Here is an 18,955-nt window from a genome sequence, read left to right on the forward strand (position 1 = left end):
GCTCAGCCGTCGATGACGGCGACGAGCTCGTCCAGGAAGCCGGCGAAGTCCGTCGCGCGCCGCACGATCCGCTGCACGCTCTCGCGCTCGGAGAAGACCTCGACGAACTGCTCGAAGACCGTCTGGAAGGCTTCGCGGTCGGTCTCGGAGAACGCGACCAGCGCGACGACCTGCACCCTGCCTTCGCCCCAGGGGATCGACGGATCCGCGATGCCGATTGCGATCTCCGTGCGCGTGGCCGTCATCCCCATGGCATGCGGGACGGCGAGCGCCTCGGTGAAGGCCGTCGAGGAGAGCTGCTCGCGCTGGAGGGTGCGTTCGACGTAGTCGTCGTCGATCACCCCGCGGGCGACCAGCAGCGAGCCGAGACGCCGGATCGCGGCATCCTCCCCCGGCTCCAGACCGTGCACGAACGCGTGCGGGTCGAAGTAGCGCTCGAGCTCCGTCCGGAGCCTCGCGAGCCTCCGCGCCCGGCGGATGCGGCCGGCGGCGGCCTGCACCCGTTCGACGTCCGACTCGGTGAGGAACGGCTGGATGCGCACGATGCGGTCGCCGGTGACGGCGGGGTCGATCGTCGTGAGCACGAGGTCGGTGTCGATCGAGTCCCAATCCGGGTCCACCCGCGTCTCGACGCCGGTGACCTCGATCGCCTGGCCCAGCGAGCGGTCGACCGACGAGCGGAGGAGCTCGTGCAGCTCGTAGTAGCCCGGGCACACGATCGTCGCGGTGAGGAGCTGATCCGCCTGCCTGCTGCGCTCCAGCCGGCCGCCGACGTGCATGGCGATGTAGGCGATCTCGTCGTCCAGCAGCGGAATGCCGAGGCTCTCGTTCAGACCGCTGGCGATGTAGACCGCCACCTCGAAGATCATCGGGTACGTCGACTTCAGCGAGCGCGTCAGCGGGTTGCGCGACCACGCCTGCTCGCGGGAGCGGTGCAGGAGGTTCTGCACGTGCAGGGCGAGGCGAAGGATGAAGTCCTCGTGGGCGATGTCGACGAGGAACTGTCCCGCAGCGCGCTCGACGACCTCGCGGACTGCCTTCTCCACGTCGGGCTCAAGCCGGGCGCGGGCGTCGTCGACGGGGTCGCCGGCGCCGGGAGCGACCACGCGCGTGAGCACCAGCGTCGCGAGGTGCTGGCGGTCGCCGGGGCCGAGCTCGACGCCGAGGTGGCGGACGGCGAGGCGGGCGATGATCTCCCCCACCTCGCTCTGCGCGGGGCGCTCGGCCGACGCGCCGCCCTCGAGACCGCGGTCGCGGGCCACCCGGTCGGCGGCGATGGCGATGTGCATGACGACGTCGGCGATGCCGATCTCGTTGACGAAGTAGCCCAGCGCGCCGAGCTCGGCCACGAGATCGGTCTTGAACGGCCCGAAGGCCTGCGCTCCGACGGACCCCTCGCCGAGCGTCCGGCGCAGCGCGCCGAGGTCGAACGATCCGGCATCCATCTCGTCGTGGGCCAGCCTGCTCAGCAGCCGCCGCTGCGCCATCTCGGTGCCGCGCAGGCGCGCGCGGTCGGCGGAGCGCTCCAGGGCGAGCTCGGTGCCGCCCAGCAGGGCGCGCACGCGGGCGAGGTCGGCGTCGACGGTCGCCGTGCTGACGTGGAGCTGCTCCGCCGTCTCGTGCACGTCGACGCCGTCGGGGGCGTCGAGCAGCGACCGCACGACCCGGTGCAGGCGATCGCGCGGCGTGCCGCTCTCGCCACCGGCGCCGGCACGCAGCGCCGCACCCGCCTCGGCGCCTGCGCGATAGCCCTGAGGCCCCGATTCGACGGCCGAACCCCCCGGCACGCGCGCGTTGACGGCGGTCACATAGGAGCGGATGCTGCGGGGTGTCACCCCGAGCGCATCCGCCAGGGTGGCGGCGGTGGCCCAGGATCCGTCGCGGGCGAGGATGCCGAGCAGGCGATCCTGCCGCGCTCTGGTCACGTCGTCCTCCGCTGGGGCGCGCATCGCGCCGTCCCCAGTCAATCACGGGAGCCGCGCGTGACGGCCGCACCCACGCCCCGTCGTTCCGCAGGGGCGGAAATCACCCTGGTTGTCCCCTCTCAGCCGATTCACAACAATGGACGCAGGAGGCGGGTCGATGAGGATCCTTGTGGTCTGTGGAGCGGGAGCGTCCAGTACGTTCGTCGCTCAGCGTGTGCGGCGTGCCGCACACGAGCGGGGTCTGGCGTACAGCGCCTCCGCCGGCACCGAGCTCTCGCTTCCCATCGACCTCGATTCCGCGGACGTGGTCCTCGTCGGACCTCACCTGTCGCATGCGCTCGCACGCATCGAACGGGATGCCGCGGCCCGGGGCACGGTGGTGGTGCTCCTGCCGCCCGACATCTTCACAGATCTGGACGGGTCGAGGACGCTGAGCCTGGTCCGAGACGCGGTCGCGGGCGGACAGCTCGCCGCCGGAGCCTGAACCCACTGCAACGACGAGAGGACACGGACATGCCACAGCTCACCCGCACCGTGCGGATCGGCTCCGCGCACGGGCTGCACGCCCGCCCGGCGAAGATGTTCGCGCAGGCCGCGAAGGATTCCGGCATTCCCGTCACCGTCGCGAAGGATGCGGGTGCGCCGGTCAACGCCGCCAGCATCCTCGGGGTCATCGCCCTCGGCATCGAGCAGGGCGACTACGTCACCCTCACCGCCGACGGAGACGACGCCGAGACGGTGCTCGACAGGCTTGCCGAGCTCCTCACCACCGACCACGACGCAGCGTGAGATCACGCGAGAAGGAGGACGGACGATGGCAGAGCTGAGAGGCGTGGGCATCGGACTGGGCGTGGCCCAGGGACCGGTCGCCCGGATGGCGGAGCCGTTGCCGGCTCCCAACGACGCTCCGAGCACGGCGACGCCCGATGAGGAGACGGCCCGCGTGACGGAGGCCGTCGCCGCCGTCGCGCGTGAGCTCGAAGCCCGCGGAGCCCAGGCGGGCGGCGCGGCGCAGGACGTCCTGGAGGCGCAGGCGATGATGGCGGAGGATCCCAGCCTCGCCGACGAGATCGCCGCGCGCATCGCGCAGGGCCGCACCGCCGAATGGGCGGTGTTCGACGCATTCGCCACGTTCCGCGACACCCTGACGGCCATGGGCGGCTACCTGGGCGAGCGCGCCGCCGACCTCGACGACGTGGCGCAGCGCGTGATCGCGCGGCTGCGGGGCGTCGCCGCTCCCGGCGTGCCCGACCCGGGGCATCCGTTCATCCTGGTCGCGAAGGACCTCGCTCCGGCCGACACCGCCCTCCTCGACCTCGACAAGGTGCTGGCCCTCATCACCACCGAGGGCGGACCGACCTCGCACACGGCGATCCTCGCCCGCGAGAAGTCGATCGTCGCCGTCGTCGGTGCCGTCGAGGCCAAGGGCCTCGTCGACGGGCAGCCCGTGATCGTGGATGCCGCGAAGGGCGTCGTCACGGTCGAGCCGTCCGCCGACGAGCTGAGCCAGGCGGCGAACCGCGCCGCCGACCGCGCATCCGCGGCGAGCGCCCCGATCACCGACGGCGCGCTGGCGGACGGCACGGCGGTGCCGCTGCTGGCCAACCTGGGCAAGCCCGAGGGGGCCGCCGAGGCCGTGGCGCTGGGAGCGGAGGGCGTCGGTCTGTTCCGCACCGAGTTCCTGTTCCTGAGCGCCAACCAGGCGCCCACGGTCGAGCAGCAGCGGGAGTCGTACACGCAGCTGCTCGCAGCCTTCCCCGGCAAGAAGGTCGTCGTGCGGGTGCTGGACGCCGGCGCCGACAAGCCGCTCGCTTTCCTCAACGACGCGCACGAGGAGAACCCCGCGCTGGGGCTCCGCGGCATCCGCGCCCTGCGCGCCAGCGAGGACATCCTCCGCGAACAGCTCACCGCATTGGCACAGGCGGATGCCGCAACCGAGGCCGATCTGTGGGTGATGGCGCCCATGGTGGCCACGGTGGAGGAGACGACGTACTTCACCGCGCTCGCCCGCGACTACGGCATCAAGACCGCCGGCGTGATGGTCGAGGTCCCGTCCTCCGCCCTGCTCGCCGATCGCGTCCTGAAGCACGCGGACTTCGCCTCGATCGGGACGAACGACCTCACCCAGTACACCCTGGCCGCCGACCGCCTCCTGGGCTCCGTCGCCGGCTTCCAGGACCCGTGGCATCCCGCCGTCCTCCGCCTCATCCGTGAGGTGGGCGACGCGGGACGTGCGCTCGGCAAGCCGGTCGGGATCTGCGGCGAGGCCGCCGCAGATCCGCTGCTGGCCGTCGTGCTCGTCGGCCTCGGTGCGACATCCCTGTCCATGGCGCCCACCGCTCTCGCCGACGTGCGGGCCACTCTTCTGCAGCACACCCTCGACGATGCCCGAGTCATCGCCGAGGCAGCCCTCTCCGCGGACGACGCGGCGGGGGCACGGTCGGCGGCGCAAGCCGCCGCCGCCAACAAGAACCCTCCCGCTGAGGGAGACACCCTGGAATCGAAGGAGACACAGCAATGACGACGGCGTCAGCCACGAAGAAGCCCGGGGGCGCGCGCGTCGCGGTCCAGCGCTTCGGCACATTCCTCTCGGGCATGATCATGCCCAACATCGCGGCGTTCATCGCCTGGGGCTTCATCACGATGCTCTTCATCCCGGCCGGCTTCTTCGGCGCCAACAGCCCCTTCGGCTGGCACTGGGCGCCGGTGGCCGAGATCATCGGCGGCGGCGGCGACCCGGCCGTCATCGGCTGGAACGGCGCCATGACGCAGCTGGCAGCCGGCGACGTCAGCGCCTACGTGGGCCTCGTCGGCCCGATGGTCTCCTACCTCCTCCCGCTCCTCATCGCCAACACCGCGGGCCGCATGGTCTACGGCGAGCGCGGTGGAGTCGTCGCGACCATCGCCGTGATGGGCGTGATCGTCGGAACCGACATCCCGATGTTCCTCGGCGCGATGATCATGGGCCCGATCGCGGCCTACGCCACCAAGCAGATGGACCGCATCTGGGACGGCAAGATCAAGCCCGGCTTCGAGATGCTGGTGAACAACTTCTCCGCCGGCATCCTGGGCATGATCCTGGCCATCATCGGCTTCTTCGTGTTCGGACCGATCATGCTCGGCATCTCCACGGTGCTCGGCGCCGCGGTGGCCTGGCTCGTCTCGCTCGGCCTGCTCCCGCTGCTGTCGATCATCGTCGAGCCCGCGAAGGTGCTGTTCCTGAACAACGCCATCAACCACGGTGTCTTCACCCCGCTCGGCATCGAGCAGGCCGCCGACACCGGCAAGTCGATCCTGTTCCTCATCGAGGCCAACCCCGGCCCCGGCCTGGGGCTGCTGCTGGCGTTCACGTTCTTCGGCGTCGGCGCCGCGAAGGCGTCGGCCCCTGGCGCGATCGTGATCCAGTTCTTCGGCGGCATCCACGAGATCTACTTCCCGTATGCGCTGGCGAAGCCCATGACCATCCTCGCGCTCATCGCGGGCGGTGCGACCGGTGTCGCCACCAACGCGCTGCTCGGTGGCGGGCTCGCCTTCCCCGCGGCTCCCGGCAGCATCATCGCCGTGACCGCCGCCGGCATCGGACCCGGCGTGGGCAACCTGGTCGTCGTCTACCTGTCGGTCGTGCTCGCCGCAGCGGTCAGCTTCCTGGTGGCCGCCATCATCCTGCGGGCCTCGCGCAAGCGCGACCTGCTGGCCGACGGCGACACGTTCGGCGCCGCGATCGCCCAGACCGAGGCGAACAAGGGCAAGGCGTCCGCTGCCATGGCCGCTCTGCGCAACTCCGACAGCCGCGACCGTGCCGCCGAGCGCGACGCGGACTCGGCCCTCGACAAGCTCGAGACCCAGGCCGCCACCGGCGGCCGCGAGGACGGCGGTCTGCTGACCACCAAGCAGGTGCGCAGCATCGTCTTCGCGTGCGACGCGGGCATGGGCTCGTCGGCGATGGGCGCGAGCGTCCTGCGCAACAAGATCAAGAAGGCCGGCATCGAGGGCGTCACGGTCGTCAACAAGGCGATCGCGAACCTCGACGGCAGCGCCGACCTGATCATCACGCAGAACCAGCTCACCGATCGTGCGCGTCAGAAGTCCCCTGAGGCGATCCACGTCTCGGTGGACAACTTCATGAATTCCCCGAAGTACGAAGAGGTCGTGGACCTGGTCCGCGACCAGCACCAGGATGGTGCATAGAAGATGACATCGCTGCGGGGCCGGGCGGCGAGATGCCCCCGGCCCCGCAGTCATCTCCGAGAGAAGCGGATGCCGCGGCATCCACCCAATGAAAGGCGACACCATGGCACGTGATGTCCTGAGCCTCGGCCAGGTCCGGATCCACTCGGGCGGAGCGTCCCGCGAAGACGCGATGAAGGAGGCCGCCGACATCCTCGAGTCCGCCGGCGCCGTCACCAGCGCGTACTTCGACGCGATGCAGCAGCGCGAGGTGACCGTCTCGACCTACATGGGCAACGAGCTCGCCATCCCCCACGGCACGAACGAGACGAAGGCCGCGATCCTCGAGTCCGCTCTGTCGGTCGTCCGCTACGACGGCGGCGTGGACTGGGGCGGCGAGCCCGTCACCTTCGTCGTCGGCATCGCGGGCAAGGGCGACGAGCACCTCGAGATCCTGTCGCAGATCGCGATCCTGTTCTCCGACGAGGACGAGGTCGCCAAGCTCAAGCAGGCGCAGACGCCCGAGGAGCTGTTCGCGCTGGTGTCGGCCGCGGGCGTCTGATGAAGGCGGTCCACTTCGGCGCCGGCAACATCGGCCGGGGCTTCGTCGGCCTTCTGCTGCACGAGGGCGGCTACGAGCTGGTCTTCTCCGACGTCGCCGCACCCCTCGTCGACGCGATCAACGCAGCCTCCGAGTACACCGTCCACGCGGTCGGCGACGGCGGTGGCGACACGGTCGTGACCGGCTTCCGTGCCGTCAACAGCGCGGAGGATCCCGGGAAGGTCGTCGACGAGATCGCGACGGCCGACATCGTCACGACCGCCGTCGGCCCGACGATCCTCAAGTTCGTCGCCCCGCACATCGTGGCTGCCCTCGCGCTGCGCGATCCGCAGTCGCCGCCGCTGCAGGTGATGGCGTGCGAGAACGCCATCAACGCCACCGACATCCTGCGCGACGCGATCGTCGAGCTCGCCGGCGACGACTGGTCCGAGCTGTCCGGCCGGGCGGTGTTCGCCAACACGGCCGTCGACCGCATCGTCCCGGGCCAGCCCGAGGGCGGCGGCGTCGACGTGACGGTCGAGCCGTTCTACGAGTGGGCGATCGAGCGCCCCCCGTTCGGCGACGACCCGCCGTCGATTCCGGGCGCGCACTTCGTCGACGACCTCGAGCCCTACATCGAGCGGAAGCTCTTCACCGTCAACACCGGGCACGCCACGACCGCGTACTTCGGCGCGCTCGCGGGTGTCGAGAAGATCTCGGACGCCCTCGCCGAACCGTCCATCGCCGCTCAGGTCGAGGCGGTGCTCGAGGAGACCTCCGCTCTCCTGGTCGCCAAGCACGAGCTCGACCCGCAGACGCAGGCCGAGTACCGCGCGACCATCCTGCGCCGCTTCGCCAACCCGCTGCTGCCCGACACCGTGTGGCGGGTGGGACGCCAGCCGCTGCGCAAGCTGTCGCGGCACGAGCGCTTCGTCGGTCCCGCCGCCGAAGCGGCCGAGCGCGGACTGGAGACGACGGCCCTCGTCAGCGCGATGGGCGCCGCCCTCGCCTTCGACGACGACGAGGACGCGCAGTCGGTCGACCTGCAGCGTCAGATCCGCGAACAGGATGCCGCGACCTTCACCGCCGCCGTCACGGGGCTGGAGCCGCAGCATCCGCTCTTCTCCCAGGTCGAGGCCGTGGTCGCGGCGCGACAGGCCGAACTGGCGTGACGACGGAGGGGGCGGCGCCGCGGCCCCGGCGGCGTGGTCGCCGGGTGCTGATCTGGATCGGATCGGTGCTCGTCGGGCTGATCGTCGTGGTGATCGCCGCCCTCCTCCTCTACGCCAACATCGGCGTCATGGCCGCCGAGCCCGGTCCGCTCCAGGCGGTGCGCGACGACCCCGCGATCGTGCTGGACGAGTCGGGCGACTCGATCGTCATGCGGCCGGCGTCGGGCGGCGGTGGGGAAGGGCTGGTGTTCATCCCCGGCGCGAAGGTCGACCCGCTCGCCTACGCCGCGAAGCTCTCGGGACTCGTCGCCGACGACGGCCTCACCGTCGTGATCACGCGCCCGACGCTGAATCTCGCCTTCTTCGACCTGCGTCCGCTGTCGGCCTTCACCGACGCCGCGCCCGGTGTCGAGCGCTGGATGGTCGGCGGCCACTCGCTCGGGGGCGTCCGCGCGTGCCAGCTGGCCGGCGACGCCGATGGGCTGGTGCTGTTCGGCAGCTACTGCGCGAACGACCTGTCCGGCACCGACCTGCCGGTGCTGAGCATCGGCGGCTCGGACGATGGGCTGTCGACGCCGGAGAAGATCGCGGATGCGCGCGGCGAGCTGCCCGCCGACGCCCAGCTGGTTCAGATCGTCGGCGCCTCGCACGCGTCGTTCGGCGACTACGGCCCGCAGGCGGGCGACGGCACCCCCACGATCGACGACGCCGCCATGACCGCGCGGCTGACGGAGCTGGTCGGCCCGTTCGCCGCCTCCCTCTCCCCCGCCGGCTGATCCCGCCCGCGGGTGCAAAAGCTCCCGCTCGTTGAGCGAGCGAAGCGAGTCGAAACGTCTCCGCTCGTTGAGCGAGCGAAGCGAGTCGAAACGTCTCCGCTCGTTGAGCGAGCGAAGCGAGTCGAAACGCGCGGGCCTACCGCTCGTTGAGCGAGCGAAGCGAGCCGAAACGCTCCCTGCGAACCGGCTCCGTCACTGCGATCGACGGTGCGCCCTGCTCCACCCGCGAACGGCGTCGAGCCCTCCGTCGATGAAGGCCAGCCGTTTGGCGTGACTCCAGCCCTGCAGACGCTTCTCCCACCGGAACGCGTCTTCCACCCGCTCATAGGACGCCGACCACACCAGCTTCACCGGAAGCCGGCGGCGGGTGTACTGGGCGCCGAAACCGCTCGCGTGCTGCGCGAATCGCCGATCAAGGTCGACGGTGCTGCCGACGTACAGCGTGCCGTCCGCGCACTCGAGAATGTAGACGTGGGCCATCGGTGAAGGCTAGAGATGGACGACGGTCGCCGACCGAAGGTGACCGGCTGTCAGTGTTCGATGGCCCTCGGGCCGGTGGGGAGGAGCGGTGCGTTTCGACTCGCTTCGCTCGCTCACCGTGCGGGTATCAGCGTTTCGACTCGCTTCGCTCGCTCAACGAACGAAGGGCTGCAGCGTTTCGACTCGCTTCGCTCGCTCAACGTGCGGGTGTCAGCGTTTCGACTCGCTTCGGTCGCTCAACGAACGAAGGGCTGGTGCGTTTCGACTCGCTTCGCTCGCTCAACGTGCGGGTGTCAGCGTTTCGACTCGCTTCGGTCGCTCAACGAACGAAGGGGTGGGGCGTTTCGACTCGCTTCGCCCACTCAACGAGCCAGGCGTTGCGGCGTTTCGACTCGTTTCGCTTGCTCAACGAGCGGGACGGGGTCAGCGGTCGAAGCCGTCGGCGATCAGCTCGATGAGCTCCTCGCGCTCCTCCACAGGCAGGAAGGCGCCCGCGGCGGCGTTCAGCTGGAACGCCTCGAGGTCGGCCAGGTCGTACTCGAAGGTCTCGACCAGCAGCGCGAGCTCGCGCGTCAGCGACGTGCGGCTCATCGTGCGGTTGTCGACGTTCACGGTGACCGCGAAGCCCAGCTGGTAGAGCAGGTCGAAGGGGTGATCGCCCAATTCGGTGCCCCAGCGCTCGATGGCCCCCGTCTGCAGGTTCGACGACGGCGACAGCTCGAGCGGGATCTCCCGGTCACGCACCCAGCGGGCGAGATCGCCGAACTGCACCAGCACCTCTTCACCGGCGCGGGAGACGACCTCGAGGTCCTCGGCGATCCGTACGCCGTGGCCGAGGCGCAGCGCGCGTCCGTCCACGAGCGCGGAGCGGATGGAGTCGAGGCCCGCGGCCTCGCCGGCGTGCACGGTCGTCGGGAAGAACTCCGACGCGAGGTACTCGAACGCGTCACGCAGGCGCGACGGCGGGAAGCCGTCCTCGGGGCCGGCGATGTCGAAGCCGACGGCCCCGCGCCCGCGGAAGGCGACAGCGAGCTTGGCGATCTCGAGCGACCGGTCGGTGTGGCGCATCGCGGTGATCAGCTGGCCGACGCGGATGTCGCGGCCTGCCCGCTCCGCAGCATCCTCCCCCTCCTCGATCCCGTCCTGGACGGCCTCGACCGCCTCCTCCAGAGACAGTCCGCCGCCGAGGTGCTGCTCGGGCGCCCAGCGCACCTCGCCGTAGATCACGCCGTCCTCGGCGAGGTCCTCGACGAACTCGCGCGCGACGCGCGTGAGGCCCTCGCGGGTCTGCATGACGGCCGTGGTCAGATCGAACGTCTTCAGGTACTCGACGAGCGAGCCCGAGTCGCTCTGCTCGCCGATCCACGTGCCGAGCCCGTCGGCGTCGGCCACGGGCAGGTCGAGGCCGATAGCATCGCCGAGCTCGACGATGGTCGCGGGGCGCAGCGCGCCGTCGAGGTGGTCGTGCAGCGAGATCTTGGGCAGGCGGCGGATCGACACGCCCTCGACGAGGGCGTCGCCGTTCTGGTCGATGGGCATCGTGGTGCTCCCGGGGTAGTGGTGGGGTGAGTCAGGCGGTGATGCGCTCGAGGACGAGCGGTGCGGCGGCAGGCGGGGCGTCGCCGATCTCCCACGCGCCCTCCAGGGCGTCGAGGGCGCGCTCGAAGCGCGTGTCGTCGTGCCCGAGGAGGGTGAACAGCGGCTGGCCGGCACGCACGGCGTCGCCCGGCTTGACCATCAGGTCGATGCCGGCGGCGTGCAGCACGGCGTCTTCCGCGCGCGCACGTCCGGCGCCCAGGCGCCACGCGGCGATGCCGAAGGGCAGGGCCTCCATGCGCGTGACGAAGCCGTCGGCGGATGCTGCGACCACATGCGTCTCGCGGGGCTGCGGCAGCACGGCATCCGGATCGCCGTCCTGCGCGCGGATCATGCGACGCCACGCGTCCATCGCCCGCCCGTCGGCCAGAGCAGCCTCGACGTCGGCGTCCGGCAGGCCGGCGAGCGCGAGCATCTCGCGCGCGAGCGCGAGGGTGAGCTCGACCACGTCGGCGGGACCGCCGCCGGCGAGCACCTCGACGGACTCGCGGACCTCGTTCGCGTTGCCGATCGCCAGGCCCAGCGGCGTGTTCATGTCCGTGAGCAGGGCGGTGGTGGCCACGCCCGAGTCGGTGCCGAGCGCGACCATGGTGCGGGCGAGCTCGCGCGCTCGGTCGACGTCGCGCATGAAGGCACCGGAGCCGAACTTCACGTCGAGGACGAGCGCGTCGGTGCCCTCCGCGATCTTCTTCGACATGATGCTCGACGCGATCAGCGGAATCGCCTCGACGGTTCCCGTCACATCGCGCAGCGCGTACAGCTTCTTGTCGGCGGGCGCGAGCCCGGAGCCCGCGGCGCAGATCACGGCACCGACGTCGCGCAGCTGCGCGGTCATCTCGTCGTTGGACAGCGCCGCACGCCACCCGGGAATCGCCTCGAGCTTGTCGAGCGTGCCTCCGGTGTGGCCGAGCCCGCGGCCCGACAGCTGGGGAACCGCGACGCCGAAGCATGCCACGAGCGGAGCGAGCGGGAGGGTGATCTTGTCGCCCACCCCGCCGGTCGAGTGCTTGTCCACCGTCCGCTTGCCGAGGCCCGCGAAGCTCATGCGCTCCCCGGAGGCGATCATCGCGTCGGTCATCACGCGGATCTCGTCGCGCTCCATGCCGTTGAGGAGCACAGCCATGGCGAACGAGGCCATCTGGGAGTCCGCGACGTAGCCGCGCGTGTACGCGTCGACCATCCACCGGAGTGCGTCCTCCGGCACCGCACCGCCGTCGCGCTTCGCGCGGATGACGTCGACGGCGTCGAACGCTTCGACTCGCTGGCGCTCGCTCAGCGCAGGCGGCTCCACCGTCTCGGTGCTCACCGCGCGGCGTCCTCGAGGTCGCGCGGGCCGAAGGCGTCGGGCAGCACCTCGTCGATGGTGCGGATACCCGACACGGTCTCGAGCAGCATCCCGGGCAGAGCGAACTCGTTGAGCAGCTGCCGGCAGCGTCCGCACGGCATGATCGTCTGCCCGTCGTTGTTGACGCAGACGAAGGCGACGAGCTGCCCGCCGCCCGACATGTGCAGGTCGCCCACGAGGGCACACTCGGCGCACAGGCCGACGCCGTACGAGGCGTTCTCGACGTTGCACCCGGAGACGATGCGTCCGTCGCTCACGAGGGCTGCGGCTCCGACGCGGTAGCGGGAGTACGGCGCGTACGCCCGCTCCATCGCGTCGGTGGCCACGGCACGGAGTTCGTCCCAGTCGATGTCGGTCACTGTCATCCCTTTATGTACGGCTGGCCGTCGGCGGCAGGAGCGCGGGAGCGCCCGACGACGCCGGCGACGACGAAGATGGTCACGAGATACGGGAGCATGAGCATGAACTCGCTCGGCACCGGCGAGCCGATGACGCTGAGCGTGTTCTGCAGGCTCGAGGCGAAGCCGAACAGCAGCGCCGCGAGGGTCGCGCGGATCGGGTCCCACTGGCCGAAGATCACGGCCGCGAGGGCGATGAAACCCGCCCCGGCGGTCATCTCCTTGTTGAAGGCGATGCCGTTGCCGATGGTGAAGACCGTGCCGCCGAGACCGGCGATGGCGCCCGCGAGCAGCACGTTCCAGAACCGCGTCGCGTTGACGTTGATGCCGACCGTGTCTGCGGCCTGCGGGTGCTCGCCGACGGCGCGGAGGCGGAGTCCCCAGCGCGTGCGGAACATGGCGAACCACACCACAGCGACGGCGATGTACATCAGGTACACGATGATCGTCTGGCGGAACAGCACCGGACCGAGGATCGGGATCTCGCTGAGCAGCGGGATCGGCAGTCGGTCGAACCGGGGCGGCGTGTTCAGCGTCGCCTGGTTGGGCTGCAGCACCTGCGAGTACAGGAAGCTCGTGAGCCCGGCGACGAGGACGTTCAGCACGACGCCCACGATCACCTGGTCGACGAGGTACTTGATCGCGAAGGCGGCCAGCACGGCCGCCACCAGCACGCCGGCGACCATGGCCGCGACCATGCCCAGGAGCGGCTGGCCGGTGATGGTCGAGACGACGGCGGCGCTGAAGGCCCCCGCCAGCAGCTGCCCCTCGATGGCGATGTTGACCACGCCGGCACGTTCGCCGATGACGCCGGCCAGGGCGCCGTAGATGAGCGGGATGGCGAGGCCCACCGCGCCCGCGAGCAGACCGGCGACGGGGATGGCCGCCCCGGCCACGGCCCAGGTGAGGAAACCGAAGATCGCCACGAGGATGTAGACGATGATCAGCCACAGCGGTGTGCGGTAAGCGCGCTGCACGATGGCGAACGCCGCTCCCGTGAGCACGATCAGGATGACGCCCGCGACCCACGCGCTGGGGCCCACAGGCACCGACAGCGACGGGAGCTGGATGAGATCGGCGTCGGTGGACAGCCGGAACGTGGAGATGCCGTCGCGGGCGGCCGCGCTGATGAGCAGCACGTAGAGCACCGTGAACACGACGAGCGCGATCGGCGCCTTAAAGCTGCGGATGGCGGCCTTCTCGGGCGCGCGGTTCAGCAGTCCTGCGGTGGCGGCTGTCGTCATCACTTCACCACCGTTCCGGCCTCGGCCTGCAGCTGCTTCTCACGGGCCTTGCGCTGACGACGCTGGTCGCGCTCGGGCGACGGCAGACCGAAGATCGTGCGGACGAGGGGCGGCGCCGCGATGAACAGCACGATCAGCGCCTGCACGACGGCGACGATCTCGATCGGGATCTGCTCGGCCGCCTGCATCGCGAACCCGCCGGCCTTGAAGGCTCCGAAGAGGATGCCGGCGGCGAAGGTGCCCCAGGGCGTTGAGCGCCCGAGGAGCGCGACGGTGATCGCGTCGAAGCCGATGCCGGCGTCGATGTCGGAGGAGAACCCGGTGGTGATGGTGCCGAGCACCTGGTTCACGCCCGCCAGTCCGAGGAGCGCACCGGCGATGAGCATGCCGTAGATGTACATGTTCTTCACGTTGATGCCGGCGACCCGCGCGGCGTTGGGGTTCTCCCCCACCGCCCGGAACTTGAAGCCGAGGCTCGACCGGCTGAGGATCCACCACACCACGACGGTGGCGATGATGACGAGGATGAAGCCGAAGTGCAGGTTGTACTGCGGCCCGAGGAGATCGGGCAGCACGGCCGTCTCCTTCATCGCGGGCGTCTTCGGGTTGCTCGAGCCGGGTGCCTGCAGGAGTCCGGGGGTGCGCAGCATGAACGACAGCAGGTAGAACGCGACGTAGTTCAGCATGATCGTCACGATCACCTCGTGCGCGCCCGTCCACGCCTTCAGCGCTCCGGCGATGCCCGCCCACAGGGCACCGGCGATCAGACCGGCCAGCAGCGCGACCAGCAGGTGGATGCCGAAGGGCAGGTCGAGCGAGAACGCCACGTACCCCGCCGCGGCGGACGCCATGAGCATCTGACCGCGGCCGCCGATGTTGAACATGCCGATGCGGAACGCGAGCGAGACGCCGAGACCAGCGGCGATGAGCGGCGTGGCGAAGGTCAGGGTCTCGGTGAGGGGACGGATGCCGCGCTCGAAGCTCGCCGCGCCGAAGTTGTAGATCGAGCCCTGGAAGAGGGCGATGTACGCACCGGACACCGCGTTCCACACGGCGGCGATCGTGTCGCCGGGCCGGGCGAAGAAGTACCCGGACGCCGCCTGCACGTCTTCGTCGGTGAAGGCGATCATGATGCCGCCGACGATGAGGGCGAGCACGACGGCCAGCACCGAGATGATGGCGTTCCCCTGGGTGATCCTGAGGAACGTGTCGTGCCACTTCGAGGGCGGCGGCGGCTCGGCCGGCAGCTGCGCCGACGGCCCGATCAGGGCTCCGCCCGTGAGGTTCTCGCTCATGCCGCGACTCCTTCGGCGGGCATGTCGCCGGCCATCATCAGGCCCAGGATGCCGCGGGGCGTGTCGCCGGGCACGATGCCCACGATGCGGCCCCGGTACATCACGATGATGCGGTCGGCGAGCGAGCTGACCTCGTCGAGCTCGGTCGAGACCACGATGACCGGGATGCCGGCATCCCGCGTCTCCACGATGCGCTTGTAGATGAACTCGTTGGCGCCGACGTCGACGCCGCGGGTGGGCTGGGCGGCGACCAGCAGCGACAGGTCGCGGCTGAGCTCGCGGGCCAGGACCACTTTCTGCTGGTTGCCGCCGGAGAGCGTGCCGACGGGTGTCTCGATGCCGCGCCCGCGCACGTCGAACTCGCGGAACTTCTCCTTCGCGAACTCGGCGATGTAGCCCAGGCGCAGGCCGCCCGCGCGGACGAACGGCGGACCGTCCGTGCGGTCGAGCACGAGGTTCTCGGCGATCGTCATGCCGCCGACGAGGCCGTCCTCCTTGCGGTCCTCGGGCACGAAGCCGACGCCCGCGTCGAGGATCCTGCGCACGCTCTGCCCGACGAGCTGCGTGCCGTTGAGGACGATGGACCCGGTGACGCGGCGCTCGAGGCCGACCAGCGCCTGCGTGAGCTCGGTCTGGCCGTTGCCCTGCACGCCGGCGATCGCGACGATCTCACCGGCACGCACATCGAAGCTGACGCCGCTGACGACGATCTGGTCTTTGGCGTCGATGACGGTGAGGTCGTCGACGACGAGCGAGCGGTCACCGAGACGCGGCGCGTCCTTCTGCACGGTCAGATCGACGGCGCGGCCCACCATGAGCTCGGCCAGCTCGGCGTTCGTGGCCTCCGGCGAGGCCTCGCCGATGACCTTGCCGAGCCGGATGACGGTGATGCGGTCGGCGACCTCGCGCACCTCCCGAAGCTTGTGCGTGATGAAGACGATGGAGGTGCCGGCCTCCTTCAGCTGACGCATGATCTCCATCAGCTCGTCGGTCTCCTGCGGCGTCAGCACGGCGGTCGGCTCGTCGAACACGAGGACCCGCGCATCGCGCGACAGCGCCTTGATGATCTCGACGCGCTGCTGGACGCCGACGGGCAGATCCTCGACGAGCGCGTCGGGGTCCACGTCGAACCCGAAGCGCGCGGAGATCTCGCGGACGCGTGCGCGTGCGGCGTCCAGATCCAGGACTCCGCCCGCCTTGGTGGACTCGTGGCCGAGCATGACGTTCTCGGCGACGGTGAAGACGGGGATGAGCATGAAGTGCTGGTGCACCATGCCGATGCGGGCGCGCATGGCGTCGCCGGGGCCTTGGAAGTTCTGCACCTCGTCGTCGAGGAGGATGAAGCCCTCGTCTGCACGGTAGAGCCCGTACAGCACGTTCATCAGCGTCGACTTGCCTGCGCCGTTCTCACCGAGAAGGCAGTGGATCTCGCCCGGCTGGACCACGAGATCGATGTGGTCGTTGGCCACGAGGGTGCCGAACCGCTTCGTGATGCCGCGGAGTTCGAGCTTCATAGTCCTCGATCCTAGTGAGAGGTGCCGCTCGGGAGTGCGGAGGCAGAGAGATGGGGAGGCCGGTTTCCCGACCTCCCCATCGCTGTGCTGTGTTACTTGTTCAGGTAGGACGCGACGGGGATGGAGCCGTCGATGATGCCCGTGGTGATCGTGTCGAGCTCGCCCTGCAGGTCGGGAGAGACCTTCGACTCGAAGTCGTGGAACGGCGCGAGGCCGACGCCGTCGTTCTCCAGCGTGCCGACGAACGGCGCGTTGTCGAACTGACCCTGGCCCGCGGCGTTGACCGCGTCCTCGACGCCGACGTCGATGCCCTTGCGGATCGAGGTCAGCAGCAGGTCGGCGACGCTCGGGTCGGTCTCGTACACGTCGGCGTCCACGCCCACGAGCGCGATCTCGCGACCGGAGGCGCGGATGACGGAGGCTGCGCTCTGGTAGATCGGCCCGCCGACGGGGAGGAGCACGTCGACGCCCTGGTCCACGAGGCCCTGCGCGGCGTTGATCGCGTCCTGGTTGGCGTCGAAGCCACCGGTGAAGACACCGTCGGTGCCGTCCCAGCCGAGCACGGCGACGGAGTCGCCCTTCTGCGCGTTCCAGTACTCGACGCCCTGCTTGAAGCCGTCCATGAAGATCGAGACTGTCGGGAAGTTCATGCCGCCGAACGTGCCGACCTTCTTGGCGGTCGAGTACGACGCCGCGGCGTAGCCGGCGAGGAACGCGGCCTGCGAGGTGTCGAAGACGATGGGCTTGATGTTGTCGGCGTCGGTCTTGCCGTCGAAGTCGTTGTCGACCACGTCGTCGATCGAGACGAACTCGACGTCGGGGTTGGCCTTGGCCGCCTCGCCGGCGGCGGACGCGAGCGCGAAGCCGACCGTCACGATGAGCTTGCAGTTCTGGTCGAGCAGGCTCGTGATGTTCGGGGCGAAGTCCGACTCGGAGTTCGACTGCACCGTCACGGGCTTCACACCGAGCGCGTCGGCCGCGGCGGTCAGGCCCTCGAAGCCGAGCTGGTTGAACGACTTGTCGTCGAAGCCACCGGCGTCGGAGACCATGCAGGGCTTGAAGTCGCTCTCGGCGGCTCCACCGGCTGCGCCGGACGAGGTCGGGCTGGTGGCGGGCGCGGAACCGCAGCCTGCGAGGGCGACGACGACGCTGACGGCGGCCAGGCCGGCGAACACGCTCTTTCGGGTCGAAATGGTCACTGTGCCTCCACGTGCAGATGCCCGCGGACCTCGCGGGCGAATGGTGCCGAGATTACCCACTGTGACCTCGCCCTTGCATGCCCGATCCGGGTGTGCAGACGAATGGTTACAAAGACGCAACAGAGCCGCCATACGGCGGGGCCGCGGCATCCGTCAGAGCACGTCTCCCCGGCCCGTGAGCTTGAGGGCGTCCACGACGCCCTTCACCCGCTGCGCGTGCTCGCTGGAGGTGACCAGCAGCGCGTCGTCGGTGTCGACGATGACGATGTCCTTCACGCCGATGACGCTGATGACGCGCTTCGTGTGCGTGACGACGATGCCGCTGGCCGCGTCCGACAGGATGCGCGCGTTCTCGCCCAGGATGGCGAGGTCGTTCTTGCGGCCCCCGGAGTTGAGCTTGGCCAGGCTGGCGAAGTCGCCCACGTCGTCCCAGTCGAAGTGGCCGGGGACGACCGCGAGCTTGCCCTTCTGGGCGGCGGGCTCGGCCACGACGTAGTCGATCGCGATCTTCGGCAGCGTCGGCCAGATCCGGTCGACGGCAGGACCGCGGAGGGCGCGGTCGTCCCACGCCTCGGCGAGCTCCAGGAGCCCGGCGTGCAGCTTCGGGTTGTTCGCCGCGATCTCCGCGAGCAGCACGTCGGCACGGGTGATGAACATGCCCGCGTTCCACAGGTAGTCGCGATCGGACACGTACTTCTTCGCCGTCTCGAGGTCGGGCTTCTCGACGAAGCTCTCGACGAGCGACGCGTCGCGGGCGCCCTCGACGATCAGCTCCGCACCTCTCTTGATGTAGCCGAAGCCGACCGCCGGCTCCGACGGGGTGATGCCGATCGTGCAGATGTAGCCCTCGCGGGCCACCTCCACCGCGTCGCGGACCGCGAACTCGAACACGCGCGAGCTGCGGATGACGTGGTCGGCGGCGAAGGAGCCGATGACGACGTCGGGCTCGCGGCGGTGGAGGATCGCAGCGGCCAGGCCGATCGCCGCTGCCGAGTCGCGGGGCTCGGACTCGAGGAAGACGTTGTGGTCGGCGATGCCGGGGAGCTGCGCCTCGACGGCGGCGCGGTGGGCGCGGCCGGTGACGACCGCGATCCGCTCCGGACCCGACAGGGGCGCCAGGCGGTCCCACGTGTCGCGCAGCAGGGAGTGGCCGGAGCCGGTCAGGTCGTGCAGGAACTTGGGCGCGTCCGCGCGCGAGAGCGGCCACAGCCGGCTGCCGACCCCTCCGGCGGGGATCACGGCGTAGAAGTCGTCCAGGGATGCGGCCATGCGCACCACAGTATCGGTGCGGATGCCGCGGCCC

Annotated in this window: 17 protein-coding genes; 7 read left to right on the plus strand and 10 right to left on the minus strand. The window is 70.2% G+C overall.

Annotated elements, in window-relative coordinates; all coding sequences use genetic code 11:
* Window positions 1-2 precede the first annotated feature (2 nt).
* A complete protein-coding gene (locus ABC304_RS17085) occupies window positions 3-1,949 on the minus strand; it encodes a BglG family transcription antiterminator (RefSeq protein ID WP_412932620.1) in 1,947 nt (648 codons plus the stop codon).
* Window positions 1,950-2,082: 133 nt separating this feature from the next.
* Here ABC304_RS17085 and ABC304_RS17090 point away from each other — a divergent pair, with 133 nt between their 5' ends.
* From ABC304_RS17090 to ABC304_RS17120, 7 genes are all read left to right on the plus strand, one after another.
* Window positions 2,083-2,409 carry a PTS sugar transporter subunit IIB gene (locus ABC304_RS17090; protein WP_412932622.1) on the plus strand — a complete coding sequence of 109 codons (327 nt, stop codon included), beginning with the start codon at window positions 2,083-2,085 and terminating at the stop codon, window positions 2,407-2,409.
* Window positions 2,410-2,438: 29 nt separating this feature from the next.
* Window positions 2,439-2,714, plus strand: coding sequence for an HPr family phosphocarrier protein (locus tag ABC304_RS17095; protein WP_412932624.1), 276 nt, complete (start codon window positions 2,439-2,441; stop codon window positions 2,712-2,714).
* A 25-nt stretch (window positions 2,715-2,739) separates the two neighbouring features.
* Window positions 2,740-4,446 carry a phosphoenolpyruvate--protein phosphotransferase gene (gene ptsP / locus ABC304_RS17100; protein WP_412932626.1) on the plus strand — a complete coding sequence of 569 codons (1,707 nt, stop codon included), beginning with the start codon at window positions 2,740-2,742 and terminating at the stop codon, window positions 4,444-4,446.
* Window positions 4,443-6,113, plus strand: coding sequence for a PTS mannitol transporter subunit IIBC (locus ABC304_RS17105; RefSeq protein ID WP_412932628.1), 1,671 nt, complete (start codon window positions 4,443-4,445; stop codon window positions 6,111-6,113). The genes ptsP and ABC304_RS17105 overlap by 4 nt, the downstream gene beginning before the upstream one ends.
* 103 nt (window positions 6,114-6,216) lie before the next feature.
* Complete coding sequence (locus ABC304_RS17110; RefSeq protein WP_412932630.1) at window positions 6,217-6,654, plus strand: PTS mannitol transporter subunit IIA; 438 nt, start codon at window positions 6,217-6,219, stop codon at window positions 6,652-6,654.
* On the plus strand, window positions 6,654-7,805 hold the full coding sequence (locus ABC304_RS17115; RefSeq protein WP_412932632.1) for a mannitol-1-phosphate 5-dehydrogenase: 1,152 nt from the start codon (window positions 6,654-6,656) through the stop codon (window positions 7,803-7,805). The genes ABC304_RS17110 and ABC304_RS17115 overlap by 1 nt, the downstream gene beginning before the upstream one ends.
* Before the next feature lie 44 nt (window positions 7,806-7,849).
* Window positions 7,850-8,581, plus strand: coding sequence for an alpha/beta hydrolase (locus ABC304_RS17120; protein WP_412932634.1), 732 nt, complete (start codon window positions 7,850-7,852; stop codon window positions 8,579-8,581).
* A gap of 192 nt (window positions 8,582-8,773) precedes the next feature.
* Here ABC304_RS17120 and ABC304_RS17125 read toward each other — a convergent pair whose 3' ends face one another.
* From ABC304_RS17125 to ABC304_RS17165, 9 genes are all read right to left on the minus strand, one after another.
* Entirely contained in the window at window positions 8,774-9,061 is a 288-nt protein-coding gene (locus tag ABC304_RS17125) for a GIY-YIG nuclease family protein (protein WP_412932636.1), read from the minus strand.
* Window positions 9,062-9,484: 423 nt separating this feature from the next.
* Complete coding sequence (locus tag ABC304_RS17130; RefSeq protein ID WP_412932637.1) at window positions 9,485-10,600, minus strand: adenosine deaminase; 1,116 nt, start codon at window positions 10,598-10,600, stop codon at window positions 9,485-9,487.
* Window positions 10,601-10,631: 31 nt separating this feature from the next.
* Window positions 10,632-11,963, minus strand: coding sequence for a thymidine phosphorylase (locus tag ABC304_RS17135; protein ID WP_412932639.1), 1,332 nt, complete (start codon window positions 11,961-11,963; stop codon window positions 10,632-10,634).
* A complete protein-coding gene (locus ABC304_RS17140; RefSeq protein WP_127094841.1) occupies window positions 11,960-12,361 on the minus strand; it encodes a cytidine deaminase in 402 nt (133 codons plus the stop codon). The genes ABC304_RS17135 and ABC304_RS17140 overlap by 4 nt, the downstream gene beginning before the upstream one ends.
* A gap of 2 nt (window positions 12,362-12,363) precedes the next feature.
* Entirely contained in the window at window positions 12,364-13,644 is a 1,281-nt protein-coding gene (locus ABC304_RS17145; protein WP_412932995.1) for an ABC transporter permease, read from the minus strand.
* Complete coding sequence (locus tag ABC304_RS17150) at window positions 13,644-14,939, minus strand: ABC transporter permease (protein ID WP_412932641.1); 1,296 nt, start codon at window positions 14,937-14,939, stop codon at window positions 13,644-13,646. The genes ABC304_RS17145 and ABC304_RS17150 overlap by 1 nt, the downstream gene beginning before the upstream one ends.
* A complete protein-coding gene (locus ABC304_RS17155) occupies window positions 14,936-16,453 on the minus strand; it encodes an ABC transporter ATP-binding protein (RefSeq protein ID WP_412932643.1) in 1,518 nt (505 codons plus the stop codon). The genes ABC304_RS17150 and ABC304_RS17155 overlap by 4 nt, the downstream gene beginning before the upstream one ends.
* Before the next feature lie 92 nt (window positions 16,454-16,545).
* Window positions 16,546-17,652: a BMP family lipoprotein gene (locus ABC304_RS17160; protein ID WP_412932645.1), complete on the minus strand. Its 1,107-nt coding sequence runs from the start codon at window positions 17,650-17,652 to the stop codon at window positions 16,546-16,548.
* 153 nt (window positions 17,653-17,805) lie between these two features.
* Window positions 17,806-18,921 (minus strand): mannose-1-phosphate guanylyltransferase, encoded by a 1,116-nt coding sequence (locus ABC304_RS17165; protein ID WP_412932647.1) that lies wholly within the window; start codon window positions 18,919-18,921, stop codon window positions 17,806-17,808.
* Window positions 18,922-18,955: the final 34 nt, after the last annotated feature.

It is taken from the genome of Microbacterium jepli (assembly GCF_047237905.1).
Classification (GTDB): Bacteria; Actinomycetota; Actinomycetes; order Actinomycetales; family Microbacteriaceae; genus Microbacterium.